The sequence below is a fragment of the Hymenobacter sublimis genome, from assembly GCF_023101345.1.
GTDB lineage: Bacteria > Bacteroidota > Bacteroidia > Cytophagales > Hymenobacteraceae > Hymenobacter > Hymenobacter sublimis.
The window spans coordinates 2,400,913-2,423,803 of sequence record NZ_CP095848.1 but is presented as its reverse complement, the minus strand read 5'-3'; the positions used below and the strand labels follow the sequence as shown (position 1 = coordinate 2,423,803).

The 22,891-nt window shown below is 59.2% G+C and carries 17 protein-coding genes and 1 pseudogene; 5 read left to right on the top strand and 13 right to left on the bottom strand.

From position 1 onward, the window contains the following. Positions 1 to 97 precede the first annotated feature (97 nt). The gene (locus MWH26_RS10135; RefSeq protein WP_247974177.1) at positions 98 to 811 is read left to right on the top strand and encodes a dienelactone hydrolase family protein; all 714 of its coding nucleotides are present in this window, start codon (positions 98 to 100) and stop codon (positions 809 to 811) included. Positions 812 to 994: 183 nt separating this feature from the next. Here the strand turns inward: MWH26_RS10135 and MWH26_RS10130 are convergent, their stop codons facing one another. Further along, positions 995 to 1,447: an ankyrin repeat domain-containing protein gene (locus tag MWH26_RS10130; protein ID WP_244696501.1), complete on the bottom strand. Its 453-nt coding sequence runs from the start codon at positions 1,445 to 1,447 to the stop codon at positions 995 to 997. 274 nt (positions 1,448 to 1,721) lie between these two features. Between MWH26_RS10130 and MWH26_RS10125 the strand changes: the two genes are divergently transcribed. Beyond that, positions 1,722 to 4,178 (top strand): TonB-dependent receptor, encoded by a 2,457-nt coding sequence (locus tag MWH26_RS10125; RefSeq protein WP_247974176.1) that lies wholly within the window; start codon positions 1,722 to 1,724, stop codon positions 4,176 to 4,178. 17 nt (positions 4,179 to 4,195) lie between these two features. Then, entirely contained in the window at positions 4,196 to 5,329 is a 1,134-nt protein-coding gene (locus tag MWH26_RS10120; protein WP_247974175.1) for a PepSY-associated TM helix domain-containing protein, read from the top strand. Positions 5,330 to 5,418: 89 nt separating this feature from the next. On the opposite strand, the gene MWH26_RS10115 is transcribed toward MWH26_RS10120, so the two are convergent. From MWH26_RS10115 to MWH26_RS10085, 7 genes and pseudogenes are all read right to left on the bottom strand, one after another. After that, the gene (locus tag MWH26_RS10115; RefSeq protein WP_247974174.1) at positions 5,419 to 6,477 is read right to left on the bottom strand and encodes a serine hydrolase domain-containing protein; all 1,059 of its coding nucleotides are present in this window, start codon (positions 6,475 to 6,477) and stop codon (positions 5,419 to 5,421) included. Positions 6,478 to 6,655: 178 nt separating this feature from the next. Next, positions 6,656 to 7,705, bottom strand: a complete 1,050-nt coding sequence (locus tag MWH26_RS10110; RefSeq protein ID WP_247974173.1) for a bile acid:sodium symporter family protein — start codon at positions 7,703 to 7,705, stop codon at positions 6,656 to 6,658. A gap of 114 nt (positions 7,706 to 7,819) precedes the next feature. After that, positions 7,820 to 8,529: pseudogene (locus MWH26_RS10105) on the bottom strand (IS5 family transposase). Positions 8,530 to 8,546: 17 nt separating this feature from the next. Continuing rightward, positions 8,547 to 9,950, bottom strand: coding sequence for a PepSY-associated TM helix domain-containing protein (locus MWH26_RS10100; protein ID WP_247974171.1), 1,404 nt, complete (start codon positions 9,948 to 9,950; stop codon positions 8,547 to 8,549). A 131-nt stretch (positions 9,951 to 10,081) separates the two neighbouring features. Next, positions 10,082 to 12,652, bottom strand: a complete 2,571-nt coding sequence (locus MWH26_RS10095) for a TonB-dependent receptor (protein WP_247974170.1) — start codon at positions 12,650 to 12,652, stop codon at positions 10,082 to 10,084. 551 nt (positions 12,653 to 13,203) lie between these two features. Beyond that, the gene (locus MWH26_RS10090) at positions 13,204 to 14,262 is read right to left on the bottom strand and encodes an LLM class flavin-dependent oxidoreductase (protein ID WP_247974169.1); all 1,059 of its coding nucleotides are present in this window, start codon (positions 14,260 to 14,262) and stop codon (positions 13,204 to 13,206) included. A 145-nt stretch (positions 14,263 to 14,407) separates the two neighbouring features. Beyond that, positions 14,408 to 15,976, bottom strand: coding sequence for an MDR family MFS transporter (locus MWH26_RS10085; protein WP_247974168.1), 1,569 nt, complete (start codon positions 15,974 to 15,976; stop codon positions 14,408 to 14,410). Between the two features lie 191 nt (positions 15,977 to 16,167). Between MWH26_RS10085 and MWH26_RS10080 the strand changes: the two genes are divergently transcribed. Next, entirely contained in the window at positions 16,168 to 16,947 is a 780-nt protein-coding gene (locus tag MWH26_RS10080; RefSeq protein ID WP_244696491.1) for a sulfite exporter TauE/SafE family protein, read from the top strand. Between the two features lie 221 nt (positions 16,948 to 17,168). Here MWH26_RS10080 and MWH26_RS10075 read toward each other — a convergent pair whose 3' ends face one another. Beyond that, the gene (locus MWH26_RS10075; protein WP_247974167.1) at positions 17,169 to 17,630 is read right to left on the bottom strand and encodes a hypothetical protein; all 462 of its coding nucleotides are present in this window, start codon (positions 17,628 to 17,630) and stop codon (positions 17,169 to 17,171) included. Between the two features lie 228 nt (positions 17,631 to 17,858). Here MWH26_RS10075 and MWH26_RS10070 point away from each other — a divergent pair, with 228 nt between their 5' ends. After that, positions 17,859 to 18,884 (top strand): SDR family NAD(P)-dependent oxidoreductase, encoded by a 1,026-nt coding sequence (locus MWH26_RS10070; protein ID WP_247974166.1) that lies wholly within the window; start codon positions 17,859 to 17,861, stop codon positions 18,882 to 18,884. Between the two features lie 142 nt (positions 18,885 to 19,026). Here MWH26_RS10070 and MWH26_RS10065 read toward each other — a convergent pair whose 3' ends face one another. The 4 genes from MWH26_RS10065 to MWH26_RS10050 form a co-directional block, all read right to left on the bottom strand. Further along, positions 19,027 to 19,527, bottom strand: a complete 501-nt coding sequence (locus tag MWH26_RS10065) for a DUF5004 domain-containing protein (RefSeq protein WP_244696487.1) — start codon at positions 19,525 to 19,527, stop codon at positions 19,027 to 19,029. A 312-nt stretch (positions 19,528 to 19,839) separates the two neighbouring features. Next, entirely contained in the window at positions 19,840 to 20,661 is an 822-nt protein-coding gene (gene mutM, locus MWH26_RS10060; protein WP_247974165.1) for a DNA-formamidopyrimidine glycosylase, read from the bottom strand. A gap of 144 nt (positions 20,662 to 20,805) precedes the next feature. Next, positions 20,806 to 21,708, bottom strand: coding sequence for a PhzF family protein (locus MWH26_RS10055; protein WP_247974164.1), 903 nt, complete (start codon positions 21,706 to 21,708; stop codon positions 20,806 to 20,808). A gap of 224 nt (positions 21,709 to 21,932) precedes the next feature. After that, the gene (locus MWH26_RS10050; RefSeq protein WP_244696485.1) at positions 21,933 to 22,817 is read right to left on the bottom strand and encodes a M48 family metalloprotease; all 885 of its coding nucleotides are present in this window, start codon (positions 22,815 to 22,817) and stop codon (positions 21,933 to 21,935) included. Positions 22,818 to 22,891: the final 74 nt, after the last annotated feature.

Genomic DNA, 22,891 nt, shown 5'->3' with positions numbered 1-22,891 from the left:
TGATGTCACTTTGGGTGCTGGCGTCCTTAGCAAGCAGACGCAAACAAAAAACCGGCTAGCTGCTTTAAATAGCCAGTTCTTCAACCTCGCCTTTCCTATGAGCTACCCCAACGCCGTTACACTTACCGCTTCCGACAATACCCAACTGAACGCCTACACTGCCTTTCCAACCGATGGTGCGGGTCCGCAGCCGGGTATTATTCTGTTGCAGGAAGCTTTCGGCGTGAATGGCCACATCCGCAACGTGGCCGACCGGCTGGCCCAGGCGGGCTACGTCGTTATTGCCCCGGAGCTGTTTCACCGCACGGCGGCAGCGGGCCTGGAACTTCCCTACTCCAACTTTGCGGCCGCCATGCCTCACTACCAGGCCATTACCAACGAGGGCCTAACGGCCGACGTGCAGGCCTGCTACCACTGGCTGCGGGGCCAGCCAAACGTGACGGATAAAATAGGCAGCATTGGGTTCTGCTTGGGTGGCCGGGTGTCGTTTCTGACGAATGCCGTGCTGCCCCTGGCGGCGGGTGTATCATACTACGGCGGAGGCACTCACTTGCTCACCGACCGCGCCAAGGACCTGCACGCACCCCACCTGTTCTTCTGGGGCGGCCAGGACCAGCACATCAGTTCCGCGCACATAGCCCAAGTTGCGGAAGCCCTAGAAGCGGCCGGCAAGCCCTACATCAACACCGTTATTTCCTACGCCGACCACGGTTTCCACTGCGACGAGCGGCCCAGCTACCACCCCCAGGCCGCCGCCGAAGCGTGGGCCCTTACCCTGGCCTTTTTCGAGCAGAAACTGCGCCTGGCCTAACGTCAGTCGCCGCGGGTACGGTTGCCGGAGTCAGTGAGCGAGGTAGCTTTTGCCCTTGTTGGGGCAATGTCAAAGTAGGCTTAAGGGAAACCTAAAATGCCTACTACCAGCCCCCGAGCAACGAAACGCCCGAAACTCCAGCGGGAGCTTCGGGCGTGCCAGAAGGGTAGCGGGCCGTGAGCCTTATTTGGCTTTGGCCTGAATCAGCTTGAGTACCTCGGCGTTGCCACCTTCTTTGGCGCTGGCTAGTACGTCTTTGCCATCCTTATCCTTGGCCTTAGGGTTGGCCCCGCTGGCTAGCAGAAACTCCACTACCGCAAGGCTGCCGTTGGCGGCGGCGGCCATCAGGGCCGTAGCATTAAACGAGTCGGGCTTGTCAACCTGGGCCTTGTTCTTCACTAGCGCCTTCACTACCTCCAGATGGCCGTTGCCAGCAGCAATAATGAGGAAGGTGGTGGGAAAGCCCGGCATCATTTCTACGGTAGCGTTGGCATCGGCTCCGGCACTGAGCAGGGCGTCTACGTCGGCGGGCTTATTCTTTATAACGGCCGCGTATACCTTTTGGGTAGGAGTTTGGGCCTGGCTAAAGGTAGTGGCAGCGAGAAATAGCGTAATAGCAAGAAGAAGTTTTTTCATGCCAGGAAATCCAATTGAATAGGGAAAAGAAACTCAAATATACGGTATGCTACTGGAATAGCCCTATTTCAGCATAAACAATAGGGCCGTAAACATACGGTTGAGCTTCGTGGTTTTTCCACTTGCAGCTGGTACAGTTACGAAGTGATTAGCCAGGGTAGGGAAGGCCAGTTGGGGGTTAGTTGTGTAGAATTATTCTAAATAAATTTCATTTTCGACATTCTGTGGGCTTACTTTGCAGCGCTTTAGAATCATTCTAAATACAGAATTCAGCATGAACACACTGCACCACCTGGGACTGATTTCCACGTTATCAGTTTGCGCTTTATCGGCTTCCGCTCAGCAAACCGGTTCTATTAGAGGTACCATCACAACGGCCGACGGCCGGCCGGCCGAAGCCGTTACGGTAGGGCTCAAGGGCCGAGGCCAGGGGGCTATTACCAACAACCAAGGGCAGTTTGTGATTGAGCGGGTGCGCGACGGGCAGTACACGGTAGTCGTAACGGCCGTTGGGCTGAAATCGGAGGAGCGGGCCGTAACGGTCAGTGGCGGGCAAAGTGTATCCCTGGACTTTACCCTCACGGAAAATGCCGAGCAGCTGCGTGAGGTAGTGGTGAACGGGGCCCGCGTGAACCGCTTCGCCCGCAAAGAGTCCATAGACGTCAACAAGATGCCGCTCAGCAACTTGGAAAATCCGCAGGTGTACGCCACCGTGGGCAAGGAGCTACTGACGGAGCAGCTGGTTTTTTCGGTGGATGAGGCCACGCGCAACGCCCCGGGCGTGCAAAAAATGTGGGAGGCCACCGGCCGCTCCGGCGACGGGGGCTCGTTCTACGCCTCGCGGGGCTTTGTGGTATCAAGCCAGTTGCGCAACGGTGTGGCCGGCGGGGTCACCAGCACCATTGATGCCGTTAATCTGGAGAAGCTGGAGGTTATCAAAGGCCCTTCGGCTACGCTCTACGGCTCGGCCCTGACCTCGTACGGCGGCCTGCTGAACCGCGTGACCAAGAAGCCCTACGACCGGTTCGGGGGCGAGGCCGCCGTGGCGGCTGGCAGCTACGGCTTCCACCGGGCGAGTGTGGATGTGAATACCCCGCTCAACGCCGCCAAAACGCTGGCCTTCCGCCTGAACGGGGCCTACACCTACGAAGACAATTTCCAGAATGCGGGCTACACCGGCTTTGCGAAAGACGTAGCCCTTGCCCCAAGCCTGCAGTTCCAGCCCACCGACCGGCTCACCATCAACCTCGATGCCGAGGTGTACCGGAGCACCAACGTGGGCAAGCAGCTCATTTACTTGTACTTCCTCGATAAGGTCGATAACTTCGGTTTCTCGCGGGCCGATCAGGCCCCGCTCGATTACCGCCAGTCCTACCAAGGGCCAGGCCTGACCCAGGATTCGCGCAGCACCAACCTGTTTGGGCAGGTGCGCTACCGCATTTCGCCCAGCTTCACTTCCACTACCTACCTCACCTCCAGCCGCAGCTACTCCGAGGGCAACGGGCCGTACTTCTACCTGGCCTCCGACATTGCGCTCGGCAAGGGCACCACGCCCGGCGTCAGCAGCCTGATTCGGGCCGATCAATCAACCCAGGACAGCCGCCGCCAGACCTATCAGGTGCAGCAGCTCTTCAACGGCGACTTTCAGATTGGGGGCCTACGTAACCGCGTGGTGCTGGGCCTGGACTTCCTCCGTCTTGACTCCGATATTGAGTTCTTCGGCGGTACCATCGATACCGCGCCGCTCAACGTGCCGGGCTATAATTACCGCACTTTCAACAAGAGCACCGTTGACGCCACGTACGCTGCTCAGGCGCCGGGGCGCTACCCGGTAACCACTAAAATCAACACCTACAGTGCTTTCGTGTCGGATGTGCTGAACCTGACCGATAAGCTCAGCGTGCTGGCTGCCGTGCGCGTGGACCGCTACGATAACAAGGGCGGCATCCTGTACTTCCCCGTGCCGGCTTACAAGCAGACGGCCGTTTCGCCGAAGTTTGGTTTGGTGTACCAGCCGGTGAAGGATCGGGTATCGTTGTTTGCCAACTACCAAAACAGCTTTAACAACCAAAACAGCTCCTACCTGAACACCGAACTACAACCGTTCGTGACCAAGCCCGAGCGCGCTAACCAACTGGAAGGCGGCGTGAAGCTGGATGCGGCCGGGGGCCGGTTAAGCGCCACGGTAAGCTACTACGACATTCGGGTGCAGAACGTCCTGCGTACGCTCTACACGGTTACTACCGCCGACAGCGCTACGCTGACGATCAGCGCCCAGGACGGCACCCAGTGGAGCCGCGGGACGGAGCTAAGCCTGACGGCCAACCCGCTGCCGGGCCTGAACCTGATAGGCGGCTTTGCTTACAACTACTCGAAGTTTGTGAACACCAACGAAAACGTGAACGGCCGCCGCCCGAACACGGCTTCGTCGCCCTACCTGGCTAACTTCTGGGTAAGCTACCGCCAGCCCGAAGGCCCGCTGAAAGGCCTGGGCCTGGGCTTTGGCGGGAACTACGCCAGTGACAATAAGATTCTGAACAGTGTCTCGCAGGGTGTCTTCACGCTGCCCAGCTACACGGTGCTGAACGCCAGTGCTTTCTACGACCTGCCGCACTACCGCTTCGCGGTGAAAGTAGATAACCTGACCAATGAGCGCTACTGGATTGGCTATACCACCTTCAACGCCCAAAAGCTGCGCAGCATCATTGGCAGCGTGGCGTACAAGTTCTAACCCAACCTTCTTCGCCCATGAAGGCTAAAAAGCTTGTCGGCAAGCTACACCTCTGGCTCGGACTCACGTCCGGGCTAGTGGTCTTTATTGTAAGCCTGACCGGGGCCATTTTCGTCTTTCAAGACGAAATTCGGGACCTTACGGAGCCGTGGCGCAAGGTGCCGGTACAGGCCACGGCGCCGGTGTTGCCTTCCCGGCTCCAGGCCGCCGCGCTGGCTTCGCACCCGGGCATTGCGGCCTCTACCACGTGGGTGACCTACTTCGGCGCCGAGCGCTCGGCCACGGTCTTTTTCACCGACAAAGCCGGCAACCCCATTCAGGTCTACCTGAATCCGTACACCGGCCAGGTCTTGCGCGAGCAGAACCTGCGCACCTACTTTTTCAGCATTGTGCAGGAAATTCACATGACCTTGCTGCTGCCGGAGGCGGTAGCGAAATGGGTGGTAGGCGGCGCGGTGCTGATTTTTGTGGTAATGCTGCTGACCGGCCTGGTGCTGTGGTGGCCCAAGCGCCGGCAAGAGCGCAAGCAGCGCTTTACCATTAAGTGGGGTGCCCGCTGGCGCCGCATCAACTACGATTTGCACAACGTGCTGGGCTTCTACGCCGCCAGCATCGGGCTGGTGCTGGCCCTGACGGGCTTGTTCATGATTTTCCCCTCGGTGCTCACCGCCATTGCGTACGTAACCAACGGCGGACGAACCTACCCCCAGGACCTAATAACGGCCAAAGTAGATACCCTGCGCCCCGTAGCCGCTGCCCCAGCGCCGCTCTCCGACGTGGTGTACCAAGCGGTGCGCCGCCGCTCACCCCAGGCGGAAATGATTCTGCTGGGGCCCGCGGGTAATGGCAAAGAGCCCGCCTACTGCTGGGCCTACCGCAAGGCGCTGCATTACTATAACCGCGACGACTACGCCTTTCACCCCGTGTCGGGCCAGGAGTTGCAGGCCAGCTTTCACGCTACCAAAAGCGCCGGCACCCAACTCACCGACATGAACTACGACATCCATACCGGCCAGATTCTGGGTTTGGGTGGTAAAATCGTGGCCTTCCTGGCCAGTCTGATTTCGGCCAGCCTACCCGTCACGGGCACCATCATCTGGTGGGGCCGCCGCAACAAGGCCAAGAAACCCCGGAAGCTGCAAACGGCTTAAGCACTTTGGTGTTTTGTCAACTGCCAAGCCTAGTGCCCACGGACGAGCTTGGCGGCTGTAAGCTATTCAGTGGCTGCAGGTGGCCGGGGTCAGTGGATTTCGGTGTAAAGTTTATCGGCTAGTTGTTCTAAATCTCCTGTGTCGGTATTGCTCAAAATAAGTACTGCCTTGCGGAATGCTGGGTCTGTCAGCAAAACAGAATTGAATCCATCAATACTGCCTCGGCGTTCCAGAACGGGTTTCGTAAAGGTTTGGTCGTTGTAATAAAATCCCGCGGTAGGGTAGCCGCGGGCTTGGTCTACGAAAACGGCCTGTTGAGGCTTGAGCAGTAGCTTTGCGGTAGTTTTGGCTGTCAATAGAGTATTGGTTTGCAGAGCTAGCAGCAGCTTGTAGAGGTCGGTAACGGTAGAGTACATTGCCCCGGCCCCAGCATAGTTCGATAGGTATTTAGGGGCATCGTTGCGCAGAGTATCCTTGCTGCTACCAGCTCCAAACGTATAGTTATGGTATCCATACGCTAGGTTGGGGATTATCCGCGACTCCTGCACTACCCCAGTATCATGCATGCGTAGCGGGATAAGAATATTGTGACGTACCAAATTAGGAAACGATTGCTTTGACACAACCTCCAGAATACGCGTCAGCAGGATGTAATCAAGGTTGTTGTAATTGAAAGCCGGCGCTTTTCTGCTTTCGTTCTTAACGATGAATTTCTTCACAAACTCCGCAGTAGAATACCTAGTTTGATATACCTGCGTCGAGGGTTCGTTCTGTAGGCCAGAGCAATGCGTTAATAGCTCAGCGAGTGTAATGGTTTGACAAGCCGCAGGTAGATCAGGAAGGTAGAGAGACGCTTTATCGTCCAGCTTCAGCAATGATTTTTCGACAAGTTGAAGGATTAGAATTGCCGTAAAAAGCTTGGTCATGGAGGCAATGGGAAACCGGGTCGTACTGGTGATAGGAACGGCAAATTGGAAATTTGCATACCCCTTATTTATCTGGGAGATAATCTGGCCGTCTTTTACAACCAATAGCGCACCGTTGAAACGACCAGCTTCGTGCTCTGTCGTAACAAGAGTAGAAAAGCTGTTTTGTGCGAAAGTGCTCGTAGTCAGCAGTAAGAAAATGAGCAACAGGTAACGTGCCATACCGAGTAATAATATAGGGTAAATAGAATACTTGGTTTAAAGGTACCATACAGAGGTGCAGAGAATTGTCAGGTCTTTCTTGAATGACAATTCTTTGCACCTCTTTTTCCAAGACGTATCGGCGTAAGTTAGCTAGTCGAATCTTTTCTTTTAGGCTACACTTTGCACCAATCAAGGGCTAAACCGCAACAGAAACAGCTGCTTCCCGGCCCATGCGCTGGGCCATCATGCTGGCCAGCATGATTTGCAGGGCATGGTAGAGCATGAGTGGCAGCAGGAGCAGGCCCGTGGCGGCAGTGGCCGGAAACAGCAGGCTGGCCATGACGCTGCCGTGTACCAGAGACTTTTTGGAGCCGCAGAACAGGGCCGTAATCCGGTCCTCGCGGGAGAAGCCCAGCAGGCGGCTCAGCCCCCACACCAGCCCGAAAATAGCCAGGTACAGTCCCACCATGCCCAAGCCCAGCAGCACAATGTCGCGGGCCGCGAAGCTGCGGAAAACGCCTTCGGCAAACGACTCGCAAAAAGCTGTGAATACAATCAGTAGGATTACTACTTGATCCGAAATGCGTAAGGTGCCCTTGTGCTGTTCGGCAAACGCGCCGAAGCGGCGGTTGAGCAGCACGCCCGCCACTACGGGCAGAATCACCTGCCATATGAGGCTGGTAGCCAGCCCCCAGAGGTGGCCGCCATCGGCAGAGGTGTGCAGGAACAAGCTGGTCCAGAGTGGGGTAAGCAGGATGCCGAGCAGGCTGCTGATGCTGGCGTTGAAGATGGCCGCCGGTAGGTTGCCCCGCGCAATACTCACCATCACCACGGAAGTGGAAACCGTGCTAGGCAGGGTGCACAGAAAGAAAATGCTTTGCCAGAGCTGCTCACCCTTTAACCCCGCAAACAGCGGCCGCACCACCAGGGCCAGCACCGGAAATGCTACGAATGTAATTAGTTGCACTACCACGTGTAGGCGCCAGTTGCGCAGGCCAGCCTTCAGCTTGTCTAGGCTCAAGCGCAGGCCGTAAAAGAAGAAGATGAGCGCCACGCCCGCCGTGGTAATAGCTTTCCACGGAATGGGGCTAGCCTTGCTACCTACCCCCGGAATTAGGTAAGCCAGCACTACCGCCCCCATCAAGCCCAGCAAAAACCAATCGAGTAGGCCCGCCCGCCGGAGCAGGGCCACAAAGCGGTTTTCAGTGGGAGCAGGTAGGGTAGGAGGGGAAGTTGGCTGACTCATGGAGCGGTAAAATAAAAGCGTCAGGCTGAAGTAGCCCGACGCTTTTAAAAATACGCGCGCAACGCGCCGGGGTTATTCGCCGGCCGCTACGCGGCTACTAGGCTGTGTGGACAGCTAGCGCATCCAATCGAGGGCAGCGAGCAGGTGGGCCACGGCTAAAAAGGAGGTAGCAGTTTTCTCGTATCGGGTCGCAAAGCCACGGGCCTCTTTGAGACGGCCGAAGAAGCGCTCCACCTTGTTGCGGTCGGCATACAGGTTTTCATCGTAGTCGCGCTGGTCGAGGCGGTTGGCTTTGGGCGGGATGACGGCTTCGACTTCGTCTTGGGCCAACGTACTGAGTACGTGGTTCGTGTCATATGCCTTGTCGGCGACTACTGCGCCGGGTTGTTCTGACAAGGCCGCCAGCAAACCGGGCAATTGCGGGCTGTCGGCTGCTTCGCCCGGCGTTAGAGCCACGTGCAGGCAGTTGCCCAACGCGTCCACGACGGCATGCACTTTGGTGCAGAAACCGCCGCGCGAGCGGCCTAGAGCTTCGGCTGCGGGCGTGCTTTTTTTTGCCCGGCCGCCGCTTTGTGGGCCTTGGCCGTAGTCGAGTCGACCAGCACCCAGGCATAGTCCGGTTCCTGCACGGCCTGAAACAGCGCTTCCCACACGCCCGCTTGTGCCCAGCGGCGGAAACGCCGCGCCACCGTATTCCACGGGCCAAACCGCTCGGGCAAGTCGCGCCAGGCCACGCCTGTGCGCACCCGGTAGAGCACGGCGTTGACAAACAAGCGGTTGTCGCGCCCCGTGCCCAGCCGGCCGAGGGCGTGTGGTTCGACCATTTTCCATTCGCGTTCGGTTAGTTCATGACGGCGCATGGCGTAAAAATACTATCCTTGCTGTCCACACACTCTAGCTTGGCCTGCTTGCGCCGCTGTTTGCGCAGGCGGTTCAACCACAGGATAGTGCCCGTGATGGGGAAGGTGAAGCCCAGCACGCACACCACCAGGCTGATAATTTTAGAGGGCCAGCCCCAAATAGAACCCGTGTGCACGGGCTTAAACATGCCCCGAACGCGCTGCCCCAGGTTGCGCTGCTCGTAAGTCTGCTGGCTTAGCACCTGGCCCGAGTACTGGTCGAGGTAGGCTTCGTCGGTGGCGTTTTCGTAGGTAGCGTTAGGCCGCAGCGTAGCTACCCGAATGCTGCCGGTAGGGTCCTTCGGTAGTTGCAACGAGTAATACACCGATGAAGGAGCCAGCTCCCGAGCCCGGGCTAGGGCCGCATCTGCCGTGAGGCCGGGCACTGCCGGAGCCGGGGTGGCGCCAGCTTCTGGGGTTACAGCAGGGGTAGCCGTAGCAGCACCCGGCACTACCGAAGTTGGCGGCTCGGGGCGTTGCATGGGCGAGTTCGTCACGGCGTAGATGCCTTTGTTAAACCACTCAAATGACCAGGCCAGCCCCGTAAAGGCAAACACAAACAGGAACAGCGCCGAGTAAAACCCGAGCACAATGTGCAAATCGTGGTTGAGGCGCTTCCAGCCGCCAGTCCATTTCACTTGCAGGCGCTGCTTTACAGCCTTGCGGGTAGCGGGCCACCAAAGCACCAGGCCGGTCAGGATGATGAACAGGAACATCACGGTGCTCACGCCCACAATCAGCTTGCCGATGGGGCCGCCCACCATACCGCGGTGCAGGGCCATCATCGTGAAAAAGAACGTTTCGCGGTAATTCAACTCGCCGGTTACAGTAGCCGTGTAGGGATTCACGAACACCACCGGGCCGCGGCCACCTTCGCCGCCTCCGCCTTTGCCACCTTTGCCTTCCGCGCCGCCTTTGCCGCCCTGGTCTTCCCCGCGGCCGCCCTCGGCGCGCTGGCCTGCCGCTTGCGGGCCTTTTCCGGCTTCGGCGCGGCCCTCATGGCCTTGGCGGCCTTCTGCTTTCTGCTCCTTGCCTTCCCCTTTGTGCTCACCGCCAGGGCCACCGGGCGCGCCGGCCAAGTTGAACTCCACGGTGCGCGCGGGGTCAGCGTACACCTTCATGCCCGTGATTTTAGCGTCGGCTTTGTAGGCTTTTACGGCGGCCGTGAGGCGCTCTAGGGGCAGGGCAGGGGTAGCAACCGGCGCCACAAAGTAGCGCTCCGGGTGCCAGGCCTGCTCCAGCTCTTTCTCGAAGACGAGGATGCCGCCGGTCAGGCAGACCACGGCAATAATCAGCCCCGAAACCAGGCTGAGGTAGAGGTGAATGTTGCGGAAGAAGGTTTTCATGGGGCTAAAATACAAGGCGGAACGTCGGGCGAAAACCCGAAAGGTGGCTAGTTGCAGCTAGCACCTCCCGGGTTTTCATTCACTTACTTTTCTGTGCCAGCTAGCGAACTAGCCTTCGGCTGCTGTGCGCGCTACAGGCGGTAGCCGAGAGTAGCCGCGAAGTTGCGCGGGGCAATGGGGTTCACGCTGTTGTCGTCGTGGAGGTTGTAGCTCAGCTCGTCTAGGATGTTGGCCACCTTCACGCGCACCGAGAACCGGTTGTAGGTGTAGCCCAGGGAGGCGTCGAACAGCAGATAGTTCGGGATGGAAATAAACTTGTTGGAGTCCGTGTTGAGGGGCTTTCCGTCGCTGCCAGTGTCGCGTGGGTTACGGCCAGCCAGCTTATCGCCCACGTAGTAGCTCGTAATGCCGGCACTCAGGCCGCGCAGGAACGTGTTGCTGCCAAACGCGCTGCTGAAGTTGTAGAACAAGCTCAGGTTGGCGGTGTGGGCGGGGTTATAGCGCAGGCGGCTGCCTTCCTTATAGATGTTGCTCTTGGTATAAGCGGTGTTGTTGTAGCTATACCCGGCAATAAAGGAGAAACCATACACCGGCCGGCTCTGGATATCTACTTCCACGCCTTTGCTGGTTACCTCCCCGGCCATTTCCTGAGCTGTAGGGCGGTCGGGGTTGAAGTTGGCAGCGGTAGGCAGGATGGTTTGGACCAAGTTGCTATTCACAATCCGGTAAGCCGTTACGTTCGCCGACAGGGCCCCCTTGAACAGCTCGTTCTTGATGCCCACCTCGTACTGGTCTATAATGGAAGGGGCTAGCGGCTTGCCGCTTACATCCAGGGCATTAACGCCCGTGTTCGGTACAAACGAGTTTGCATAAGAGGCAAACAGCGACATCGTTTTGATGGGCTGATACACCAAGCCCAGGCGGGGCGAGAAGGCATCGTCGTAGCGGGTGGGGTTCTCAGTAGCAGTAATTACCTGCTGACCCTTTGCGTCGGGTTTGGCGTAGGCGTAGGTAGTAGTGGGGGTTTCCTGGTAGCTCCAGCGCACACCGGCCAACACTTTCACTTTCTCGCTGAGGCTGAGCAGGTCCTGCACATAGAAGCCGGCCCGGCGGGTGTTGCCCAGGGTACGGGCGCTGCGCGTGAGGTCGTTGTAGCCGCTAACGCGGTTGGCAGGTAGGTTCAGCACCTTACTCCGGTCGAGCACGTTGATGGAGTCGTAGGGCTGAGCCGCGTAAGTCAGGGTGTTGGTCTGGTACTGGTCGGCGTCGGCCCCGATAAGCACGGTATGGCCCAGGAAGCCGGTCCGAAACTGGCCCGTCAGATCTAGCTGAGCCAGGTAGTAGTTCTCCGTGTTTTCCGTGCGCGCCACAGTCCGCTGCCAGTCGCCGTAGAGGCTGGCTTTGGGGTGGGCTTTGGCAACCACGGTAGTGCCGCGCCGCACTTCTGGCATAATGCCCGCATTAATGCCCACCGGACGGTTACCAGTGCGCAGCTCGTTGTCGTAGCGCTGGAAGCCAGCTACGCTCCGAATCTGCCACTTGTCGCTCAGGCGGCTGGTGAGGGTAGCGGTGGTGCTGGTCTGCTGGGTCGAGTTTTTGGCGCCCGGCGTGTTCAAAAAGCGGCTGCGCGACTCCAAAATGTTGTAGTCGATGGCACCGACGCCGTAGTCGGGCGTGCGGTTGTCGCGCAGGTAGTCGCCCTCCAGTACCAGGGTAGTCTTGGGGCTCAGCTCAAACAGCAGGGAGGGGTTCACATACACCCGGTTTGATTTCACCTCGTCGCGGTAGCTGTTGCCCTGCTCGTAGGTCCCGTTGAGGCGGAAGGCCACTTTCTCGCTCTTGCCCACGGCCCCGTACACATCTACCAGCGGCTTCCAGAACCCGAAGCTGCCCACGCGCAGACCTACCGAGCCGCCGCGCTCGAACTGGGGCTTCTTGGTTACCAGGTTCAGCACCCCACCCGCGGCCACGTTGCCGTACAGGATGGCGGCGCTGCCCTTCAGCACTTCCATGCGCTCCAGGGAGCTAGCCTCGGGCATCACCCCGTTATTAAAGCGCACCCCGTTCTTAAAGGTGTTGTTGGAACCGTAGGCAAAGCCGCGGCTACCCAGTTCTTCTTGGGTACCGCCGGTGGTGCTGGTTACGTAGAGGCCGCTCACGTTGACCAGTGCGTCGGAGAGGCGCAGCACCTGCTGCTGCTCCAGCACCTGGCGTTCCACGGTTACGGCGCTCTGGGGCAGGTCTAGGGAGGCTACCGGCAGCTTGCTGATGCTGGTGGGGCGCTCATTCAGGCTGCGGTTGCCGGTTACGGTTACTTCGCTCAGCTGCTGGTTGCTCTGAGCCAGGGAAAAGGCCGGCAGCGTGTTGGTTTCGCCAGCCGTAATGGTAACCGTCAGCTCCTGGGAGGTGTACCCCAGGCTGCTTACTACTAGCTGGTAGGAGCCAGCTGGGGCCGAGAGGCGGTAGCTGCCATCGGTGCCGGTGGTCGTGCCAAAAGAGGTGCCTTTCAGGGCCACCGTCACGCCTTCTACGGGCTGCCCTTTCTCGTCCTTCACTACCCCCGCCAAGCGGCCCCGCTGCGCTGTATCGTCCTCACCGTGCTTTACAGAAGCAACCGGAGCATCCGGACCGTTCAGTAGGGGGGCGGCAACACCAGACAGCGGCAGAGAAAGAAGCAGGAGCAGAGGGAGAGGTCGGGACATATGGAAGGCAGCCAACGGCGGGCAGCTTGTTTAGACTGATTTAAAACAATGCAAAGCTCAGGTCTATTTAGATAGATTCAAAACAGTTCTTTAGAAAAATTCTATACTTACAAGAATGTCCTTGAATATCAATAAGGTTGCCTGTTGTCAGCTAGCCCAAGTCCAGGATGGATAACTAAAAAAGCCCGACCATAGGCCGGGCTTTTTTAGTTGTTAGGTAGGTGTGAGTAGCAACTGTTATCAGTTAGCTTAAGTCGTGCGTCATGCAGAGGCGCAGCCGAAGCATCTGGCGGGCTGACGTTGGGGTAATAAACCAGCCGACTGCACGCCAGATGCTTCGGCTGCGCCTCTGCATGACGTTCTAGATTCATTCAAATATGCTCTAAGTCAGCCGCTAATGTTTTACGCATTGTGGAGGTGCATATTTTGCGTCTCGTCGTTGCGGACATTGTAATAACCACATCGTTTTGATTTAGTCGTTCAATGACGAGTCTCCAAGTATTGCGCCTCTATCTTATTCTACTGGGTTATTGGCTGATTCACCTCACTTCTCAGTGCAACACAGCGGCCTGGGTGTGGGCGGTAGCACCCGTAGCAGGCAAGGCGAAAGCATAGGCCAGCAATTCGTAGGAGCGGAGCCGGTCGTCGAAATCATGGGTGATGGTGACGGCCACGACTTCATCGACCTGGTAAGCGGCGGCCAGTTCCTGCAAGTCGGCTTTCACCTTATCGGGGGTGCCGCTAATAATGCGCTGGTGATGGTAGGCCAGGCGGTGGCGCAAATCAGCCGACAGGCCCGCCACGTTGGCTTTCTCGACGGCATCGATGGGGGAATATTGGCCAGTTTCGAGCTTGAGCATTTGCAGGGCCAGGTTGTCGGCCAGGGCCTGGGCATGGCCGGCGGTATCGGCGCACACCACGAAAATGGCCACGTTGGCCTGGGGCGCAGCCAACTCCGGGGAAGGCTTAAACCGGTCCCGATACAGCTTCATGAGCTTGGGGCCGCTGTTGGGATTGATGAAGTGGGCAAACGAGAAGGCCGCACCCGCTTCGGCCGCGAACAGGCCGCTTTGCCCGCTGGAGCTCAGCAGCCACAGTTCCGGGATAGTGTCCGTAAAAGGTGAGGCTTTCACCCGAGCATGTATGGTGTCGGGCACTACCTCGTCGCGCAGGTAGGCACGCAAATCCATGAGCTGCTCGGCGAAATCCTCGTCGCTGAAGGTGTTGTGGGGGTTGAGGGCGTGGGCCGTAATCCGGTCGGAGCCGGGGGCGCGGCCGATGCCCAGGTCAATGCGGCCGGGGTACAGGGTTTCGAGCAGGCGGAAGTTCTCGGCTACTTTCAGGGAAGAGTAGTGGGGTAGCATCACCCCGCCCGAGCCCAGGCGGATGCGGGAGGTTTCGGCCCCCAGCCGGGCCAGCAGCACCTCCGGGGCCGAGCCGGCCAGGGTGTTGGTGTTGTGGTGCTCCGACACCCAGAAGCGGCGGAAGCCGAGCCGGTCGGTGAGGCGAGCCAGCTCCAGGGTATGGTGCAGGGCCTCGCGCGGGGTGCGGCCCACCGGCACCGGCGACTGGTCCAGCACGCTCAGGTGAAGGGAGAAAGGCGTTTCCATGGCAGAACAATGATCAACCCGAATAACCGCCGCGCCACCCCAGAAGTTTGCGCAGCACCTCTCTTCTTGTGCCGAAGCCAAGTTATATGCTAATGGATAGCCACCGCTGGGGTAGGGGCGGTAGGGGAGCCGGCCAACGCAGGCGCTACTCAGCCGGGACGGGCGGGGCGCTGTCGTTGCTTTTGCGCAGGGGTAGCTCCGGCACGAACAACGTCATCAGCAGGCCGCCAGCTACCAGGAAAATGTTGAACAGGTACACCCGCGAAATAGCCTGGGAGAAGGCTGCCTTCAGCGCCGGTGATACCTGCGCCGCTCCCGGCCCCGGCACTACTGGCCCTTCCGAAACCGCTACCACCGGCGGCGCCGGTGCCCCCGTAGCGGGCAGGCTATGCGTGAGCGTAAAGGTGAGAATGGCCCCCAGCACCGAGGCCGTAATGGCCCCGCCAATCTGCCGAAAAAACTGGCTGGCCGACGTGGCCTGGCCCATCAGCTGGGGCTCAATGGCGTTCTGAATGGCTAGTGTGTACAGGGGCATGGTAGGCCCCAGCCCGATGCCACACAGCAACAGGTAGCCCAGCACCTGCCGGTAGCTGACCGTGACGGGCATGGTGGCCAACAAGGACAACCCCCCGAGCAGCACTACCAAGCCCCCCAGCATCCAGCGCTTGTAGTGGCCGAAGCGAGAGACCATCTGCCCGGCCAGCAAGGAGCCCAGCACCACTCCCATCGACAGCGGAATCAGGCTAACGCCCGCCCGGGTAGCCGACACACCCAGCACGTTCACCATAAACAAGGGCTCGAAAATGATGATGCCCAGAAACGCGCCGCCTAGCAGAAACAAGGCCGCGTTGGCCGTCCGGAAAACGTGGTTACGAAACAGCCCGAAGTCCAGAATTGGGTTGTCGTGCCGCAGGCTGCGCCTCACAAACAGAGTCAGAGAGGCCACTGCCACCGCAAAAAGCCCGAGCGTAACCGGGGATGTCCAGCCGTACTCCGCCCGGTTGAGTTGCAAGGCTACTACCAGCGGCACCAGCCCGGTTAGCAGGAGCAGGGCGGCCAAGTAGTCAATGGGCCTGGGTTTGCCGGCGGGGCGGAGGGCGGGCATCTGGGTCAGGATAAACCAAAGGGCCAGCAAACCCAGCGGCAGATTCACGTAGAACACCAGCCGCCAGCCCGCTACCCCCGGAATCAGGTCGGAGCCCTGGTCGGTCAGGAAGCCGCCCAGGAAAGGCCCCAGCACCGAGGAAGTGCCAAACACGGCCCCCGTATAGCCCTGGTAGCGGCCCCGCTCGGCGGGCGGAAACAGGTCGGCAATAATGATGAAAGCCATGGCAAACAGCCCCGCACCCCCAAAGCCCTGCACGGCCCGAAAAACCACGAGCTGGTTCATCCCATCACCGAGCAGGGGTAGGGGACCAAATTCCCCAGCCAGACCGCACAGCATGGAACCCACCAGAAATATGCTCACGGCCCCAATTTCAATTTTGCGCCGCGAGTAGGTGTCGGCTAGCTTGCCGTAGAGGGGCACCAGCGCCGTGCTGGCCACCAGGTACGCGGTAGCCACCCAAGTAAAGCGGTCCAGCCCGTGCAAATCGGCCGCAATGCGGGGCAGGGCCGTGCTGACAATGGTTTGGTCGAGGGAGCCCAGGAACATGGCCAGCAGTACGCCCGCAAACGTGAGCATCTTCTGCCGGTGGGTCAGGTTTTCGGTCATGGAGGCGAAGGAATGAACCTGCCTCTACGGCCCCCGCCGCCCGAAGATGCTTCGGCACAGGTTTTCAGGGCCTCTTAGTTAACCAGCATAGCACAGCGGCACTACCGTTATTCGGCTTCCCGCGAGGCCCCGGAAACAGTACCCTGCAACGCTAGCAACTTCGGTGTACCGGGCTGTACCTTCGCGGCCACATGATACCTACGCTTACCCTCGCTCTGCTGTGCACGTTTGCCTTTTTGGCTGGATTGGTTGACGCCGTTGTGGGTGGCGGCGGCCTGATTCAGCTGCCCGCCATGCTGGTATTGCTCAAAGGCACGCCGGTGCCTACCATTTTCGGGACGGGCAAAGTTTCCTCCCTTATGGGCACGGCAGCGGCCCTGCGGCGCTACGCCGGGCAGGTACCCATCCGGTGGCGGGCGGTGGGCGTGGCGGCTGGTGTAGCGGGCATCTTCTCGTTTCTGGGGGCGCGGGTGGTGAGCATGTTGCCCCAGGAGCTACTGCCTCCGTTGGTGCTGGGCCTGCTGGTGGTTATTGCCATTTACACCTTCTGGCGCAAAGATTTCGGCTCGATTCACGCCCCACGCCTGCCCGAAAATCGGGAGCCGCTCTACGGGGCGCTGATTGGCCTGGTTATCGGATTCTATGATGGGTTTTTTGGTCCCGGCACCGGCTCTTTCCTGTTGTTTGCCTTCGTGGGCCTGTTTGGCTACGACTTCATTACGGCCTCTGCTTCGGCCAAGCTGGTCAACGTGGCTACCAACCTGGCGGCTCTGGCCTACTTCGCCTACACCGGCCAGATTCTGTGGGCCGTGGCCGTGCCCATGGCCATTAGCAACATCATCGGCTCCACCCTGGGCGCCCACCTGGCCCTGCGCCACGGCACCGGCTTTGTCCGTATTTTATTCCTGGTAGTAGTCAGTGCCTTCATCCTCAAGCTCAGCCTACAAGTGTTCGAAGTGAGCTTGTGGTGAAACAGGGAATGAGCACCTGAGCACCTGAGTGAAGTACTGTCATGGCGAGTAGGTGGCGCCGTCTGTTTTCTCTTCTGCGACAAGGCGAATAAACTGACAAGCCCTTACTGCCAGCGCGGCGGTATGGGCTTGTCACATTTTAGAAGAGTAGCACGCAGTCAGGACGGATAGCTTCAGTGCCCTCGCCATGACAGTACTTCACTCAGGTACTCATTTTCCGGTTACTCCTCGTAGCGGCTGGGGAGGCCGGGGGCAGCGTTGCCCTGGACGCCCTGGCTGCTGGGAACTCCCATTTTCTCCTCGCGCTTGCGCTGGTATTTGTCGAACTGCTGGGGAGAAAGTGTCTCCTTGAGCATGGCTAGGCGGGCCTGGCCAATATCGTCAACTACGCCGGCCATTTTGCGCACGTCGCGGCCGTACTTCTGGCGGGCGGATTCCACGCCTCGTACGCTGATTAGGTTGATCTGCCGCACCTTCTCTACCTGCTGCGGGGTCAAGGCCAGAGCCTTCTGCATGTTGTCGGTGAGAGCATTGGCGCGGGCCTCCACTTGGGCCGGGTTGGGCGCGGCGGGCTGGGTAGCGGCCGAAGCTGCGGGTTTCGGTTTGGGCTTGGTGGCGGTTTGGGCCAGCAGGGTAGCGGGGGCGCTGAACAGCAGCAGCGAAGCGAGCAGGGTAGTTTTCATGCGGGGAAGTAGCGAAAAGTCGGGGCAGCGAAACAGACGAGAACTGCTACCTGCGCTTTCCACCTGTAAAGATGATGCCAGAAGTGTAATCTGCCACTCACAACGCACAAACGGCTGGTTGTATTCCACGGCAAGAACAAAATCTGGACGGGCCGGCGCGCAACCTTTCCCCGGGGTTTCCATACACAGATTATGCTGCTGCCCGGCGGCACCACTTTGCCCAAGCCTATGAAACCTGATACCCGAAATACTCTGCTGGCCGCCGCGGCTGGCGCTGTGGGCCTACTGGCCGCTACCCTTTACTCCAATCGTCGGGGCAGCTACGAGCTGGCTGGTCGGGTGGTGCTTATTACCGGCGGCTCGCGCGGGCTAGGCCTGATTCTGGCCCGCCAAGCCGTGGCCGAAGGCGCCAAAGTAGCCATCTGTGCCCGCGACGCCGAGGAACTGGAGCGCGCCCGCCAGGAGCTAACCCAGAGCGGAGCCGAAGTGCTGGCCCTGGTCCGGGACCTCACCAACGCCGAGGAAGTGCAGACCCTGGTGGCGGAGGTGCAGCACCAACTCGGCCCTATTGATGTGCTGGTCAATAACGCCGGCATCATCACGGCTGGCCCCCTCGATAACATTGAGCTGCGCGACTACCAAGATTCCATGGACACCCACTTCTGGGCCCCGCTCCACGCCATGCAGGCCGTGCTACCCAGCATGCGCCGCCGCGGCGAGGGACGCATTGTGAACATAGCCTCCGTAGGCGGTAAAGTACCAGTGCCGCATCTGGCGCCCTACTGCGCCAGCAAGTTTGCCTTGGTGGGTCTTTCGGAAAGCTACCGTGCTGAGTTGCTGCAATATGGCGTTCAGGTCACGACCGTGTGTCCCGGGTTGCTGCGCACCGGCAGCGCCCGCCACGCCATCGTGAAGGGCCAGCATAAAAAGGAGTACGCCGCTTTCATCATTGCCGACTCCCTGCCCATGCTCTCAATGAATGCGGATGCGGCCGGACGGCAAATCTGGAATGCCTGCCGCCGCGGCGACGCCGAGGTAATCCTGAGCGTGCCGGCCAAAGTGCTTTCTACCCTGCACGGCCTGTTTCCGGGTACTACTGCCGATGTGCTAAGCTGGGTGAACCGCAGCTTGCCCAAGTCCGGCGGCCCCCTCGGCGACGAGCGGCGCCGGGGTTACGAAAGTGAGTCGGAACTGAGCCGCTCCTGGCTTACTACCCTCACCCGCAAAGCCGAAAAGCAAAACAACGAACGGTAAGCCCCCTTACGCTTCTTCTAGCCCTCACGAGGGAGCCGTACTATTCGCCATTGAAAAGAGCTTAAGCCCGCACCAAGCAAAAGCGCCCGGTCATCATGACCGGGCGCTTTTGCTTGGTGCGGGCTGTAGTAAAGCGCTGCGCTTAGCGTGCGAATACGGAGGTGTAGGTGTTGGTTCCCTGCTCGCTGGTTTGAGTCAGCTTGATGCGGAGGGTGGTGCTGGTGAGTTCCTCCACGGCGAAGTGACGGGTCACGTCAGGCTGGGAAATAGTCAGCGAATCGCCGGTCAGTTTCCAGGTGCCGGTGCTTTGCTGAGGAGCCTCGGGGTAGGCTTTTACGGCTGCCTCATCCAGGGTGTAAGCGCCGCTGGTAGCAAAGCTGTGCAGATTGTCGCGCTGGGCGGGTTTCATGCGGGGGAAAATGTCCACGGCGGGGGCAGCTGTAGCACCCGGAGCGACCGTAGCCAGCGTCAGGCTGGTTAGGTGCCAGGGACCAGCGGCCAACAGTGCCGGTTTCGATTGGACGGTAGTAGCGGCGTCTGCCACTTCCTGGGCGGGGTCTTTAATCTCCTCAATCTCTTTCTCACAGGAGGCAAACACGAGGGTGCTAGCCAGCAGGCTCAGGAACACGGGCAGTTTCTTCATGAAAACGGGTTTTGGTGATTGTGCAACAACACGCTTCGAGGCGTAGTATATCTGCGACATATGCCTGACTTTTTACGTCCAACTTCTCTACTACTCGGCTCCCTGGTGGATACCGTTGATGCAAAGCTAAGTAATTATAATTAATGCTGGTTCAGGTAGTTATCTATTTTGGCAGATTTGTACCACGTTCTCCTCATCTGGTACAATATATAGTGCATTTTATTAGCAGGTTCATATCATTATCCTTTAAAAATGAAAATAGCCAGCTGGGTAGTAGCTGGCTAATATATAGGTGCAATAGTATTTTATGGGTTAACTAGTCGCCGGCTGGCACTGTGGGCATACGTACGTAGCTCGCCCACTAACATAAAATTTTTCTATTTTAGTCTCGGGGTGACGAGGGCAGTACAAGTGCTTGTCGGTACCTGGCGTCGCGGAATCATCCCATTCCCGGGCATGGATGAGAAAACCAGCCGGAAAATCCCGGTAGGTAGCCTCGTGCCCGATTGCGGTGCGTAATACCAGCTGAATGGCTTGGTGCAGATCTTTAAATTCTGCAGTCGACAGCGTGTAGGCCGTACGCTCGGGATGAATCCGGGCCTGAAACAGCACTTCATCTACAATCCAATTGCCAAGGCCGGCCGTGATGCTTTGGTCTAGCAGCAGCGGTTTTAGGATGGTTTTGCGGCGCTGCAGCTTGTGCTCCAATTCCTCCACGGTAATAGCAAGGGCATCGGGCCCCAGCTTTTTGGCCTGCTGGTAATGAGCCACGCTCTCTGCCAGCCGGATGCGTCCAAACTTACGCGGGTCAATGAAAGCAACCCGCAGGCCGGAAGCTAAGTGGAAGGCGACGCGGGTGAAGCGGGGCGCGTCGGTTTCGTCGCGGTAGGCACCCACGTCGCCAGTCATGCCGAAGTGTAGCACCAGGGCCGGGCCGCTGTCTAGCAGCAGAAAACAGTTTTTGCCGAGTCGACTCGTACCACTAACCGTACGGCCCACCAGCGCCTGGCGCAACGTGTCTTCGTCAACTGCCAGTACGTGCGGGTCTTGCACTTCAACGGCCACAATGGGCTGCTGCAGCATCATCTCTTCCAGAAAACGGCGGTACGTTTCAACCTCTGGTAATTCGGGCATCTGGCTGTAGGGTCAGGGTAGGGTTCAGGAAAGAAGGGCTGCGGCCTTAAAGTGGCGGCAACTAGTAGAAAACAAGCTCCACACTAGCCTTCGTTCCCAACCCAGCGGCTAAGCTCTAACGGGCCCTTGGCCGTTTCATTGCTTTCAGAGTTGCAGTTGGCCTTCTACTACAACTACGCCGGTGCCGCCAATCTGCACGGCGTCAATGGCTTGACGGGGTCCCAGCACGCGTACCTGCACCGTGCCCGGTCGGCCCAGCCAATGCCCCTGCTCGGCTATAAAATCGGGGGAGGCCAGGTAGCCGTAGTGCCAGAGGTAGGCCGCCATGCCGCCGGTAGCGGAGCCCGTAACGGGGTCTTCCAGCACATCGGGAGGGGTGCAGAGGTGACGGGCGAAGGTGGTGCCAGCGGGGGTAGCACCTTCCAGACAAAACAGGTGGGAACTGAAGAAATCAGTGCGGCGGCGGTATGCTTCCAGGGCAGCGGGGTTGGGTAAGTGCGCCCGCCGGAGGGTAGCGGCATCGCGCAAGAACACCATCAGCTGGGGCGTGCCCGTACTCACCGTTTGAATAACCGAGCCCGGCACTAAGTCCTCGGGCTCAAGGCCAAAAAGAGCCAGCACCTGAGCTGGCTCATGCACCTGCCCAAAGACGGGCCGGCGCTGGGTCATGAGTACCTGGGCCGGCGCAGCAGAAGCCGCGGGAGGCAGCACCGAAATGGCAATGGGGCCGTGCAGCAGTTCCAACTCCAGAGCCAGTGGCTCGGTAGTAGGTCGCGCTAGCCGCCCCGTGTGCAGCAGCGCCGTGATAGTAGCAATAGTGGGGTGGCCAGCCAGAGGAATTTCCTCACTGGGAGTAAAGTAGCGGACGCCAAAAGCCGCCACGCGTGAGGAGCGCACAAAGGCCGTTTCGGACTGATTAAACTCCTGGGCCAAGCGCTGCATCTGCTGATCGGTCAAATCATCGGCATCAAGCACGACGGCACAGGGGTTGCCGCCCAGGGCCGTTTGGGTGAAGGCGTCTACCAGCAGAAAAGGATAGGAAGGCATTGCAAAAGAGTAGGTGTGAGGCCAAAGGTAGCCGACACGCGCAAAGCCTGGCCTAGTTACCAGCGTACCTGAGCACAGCGCAGTTCCTGCTGTTACGATAGGTAGGCGCTCTATGTACGCTGGAGCACTGTTCAGTACTCCTATAGTAGGAGCAACAAAAGCAAAGGCCAGCTTCCGCGGAAGCTGGCCTTTGCTTTTATCACAAGCGTGCGTGCACAAGTGCGTTACGAAGGATCGGAGAGCATGGCTACCTGCCGGCCGGTGGTATCAAAAATACCGCCGCTGCGGCTGATGTAAAGTCGGCGCTGCTGCCCATCAACTAGCACGTAGGGGTAGTTGGTGCTTTCCGAGCGGGTTAGGCGGCCCACTACCTGCGCCGTACGGTCATCGGGGTCTACGCGGACCACGCTCAGGCGGTTGGTGAGGTAGAAGAACTGGTCGGGATTGTCGCGGAAGGTAATTTTGCCCAGCACGCTCACCGGACTAGCCGCGGTGGCTACCGTGCGCACCGGGGCCGTAGCGCGGTCGGCTAGTACGGCGGGCGCAGCGGAAGGAGCGGCCACGCGGGTGCTGGCTACAATCTGCTGGTTGGCTCGCTGCCAGCCTTCCCCAATGGAGGTGAGGCGGGTGCGGCGGCCCGGGTGGGTAGGCGACGCCTCATCGTCGGAAACAACGGCCATACCGGCCTGGGCCTGCGCTAAGCTAGCGCCCATCTTGCGCAGAACAAAGCCCGAAAACTCGTCGGCTTCCAGCTCGTCGGCGGGGTTGGAGCCGCCAGCACGCAGGGTGTGCCCGTTGAGGTGGTGACCCATTTCGTGGGCCAGAATGCTGATGCCAGCCCAGTCAGTGCGACCAGCGCGGTTCACGGCGGCCACAAACTGCGGGTTATATAGGAGGTAGCGTTTGCCACCATATACTACGGCGGCGGCGTTTTGTACTTCGGTAGTTGCCCGCAGCTCAAAGCGGGGCTTGAGGCCCACTACATCCGTGATTTCGCGCAGAACGTCGCGCTGCCCGGTAGTGGATTGCGCTTGCAGCGAGCCGGTAAGTAGGAGCCACCCGGCAAGCACCAAGCCTGCGAAGCGGCGGAAGAAGCGAGGGTGGTTCATGAAAAAATCCAGTTAAGTGTAATGGTTTAAGAACAAGAACCTTGCCGAAAATTATCGGCCCAGGGCAAGGAACT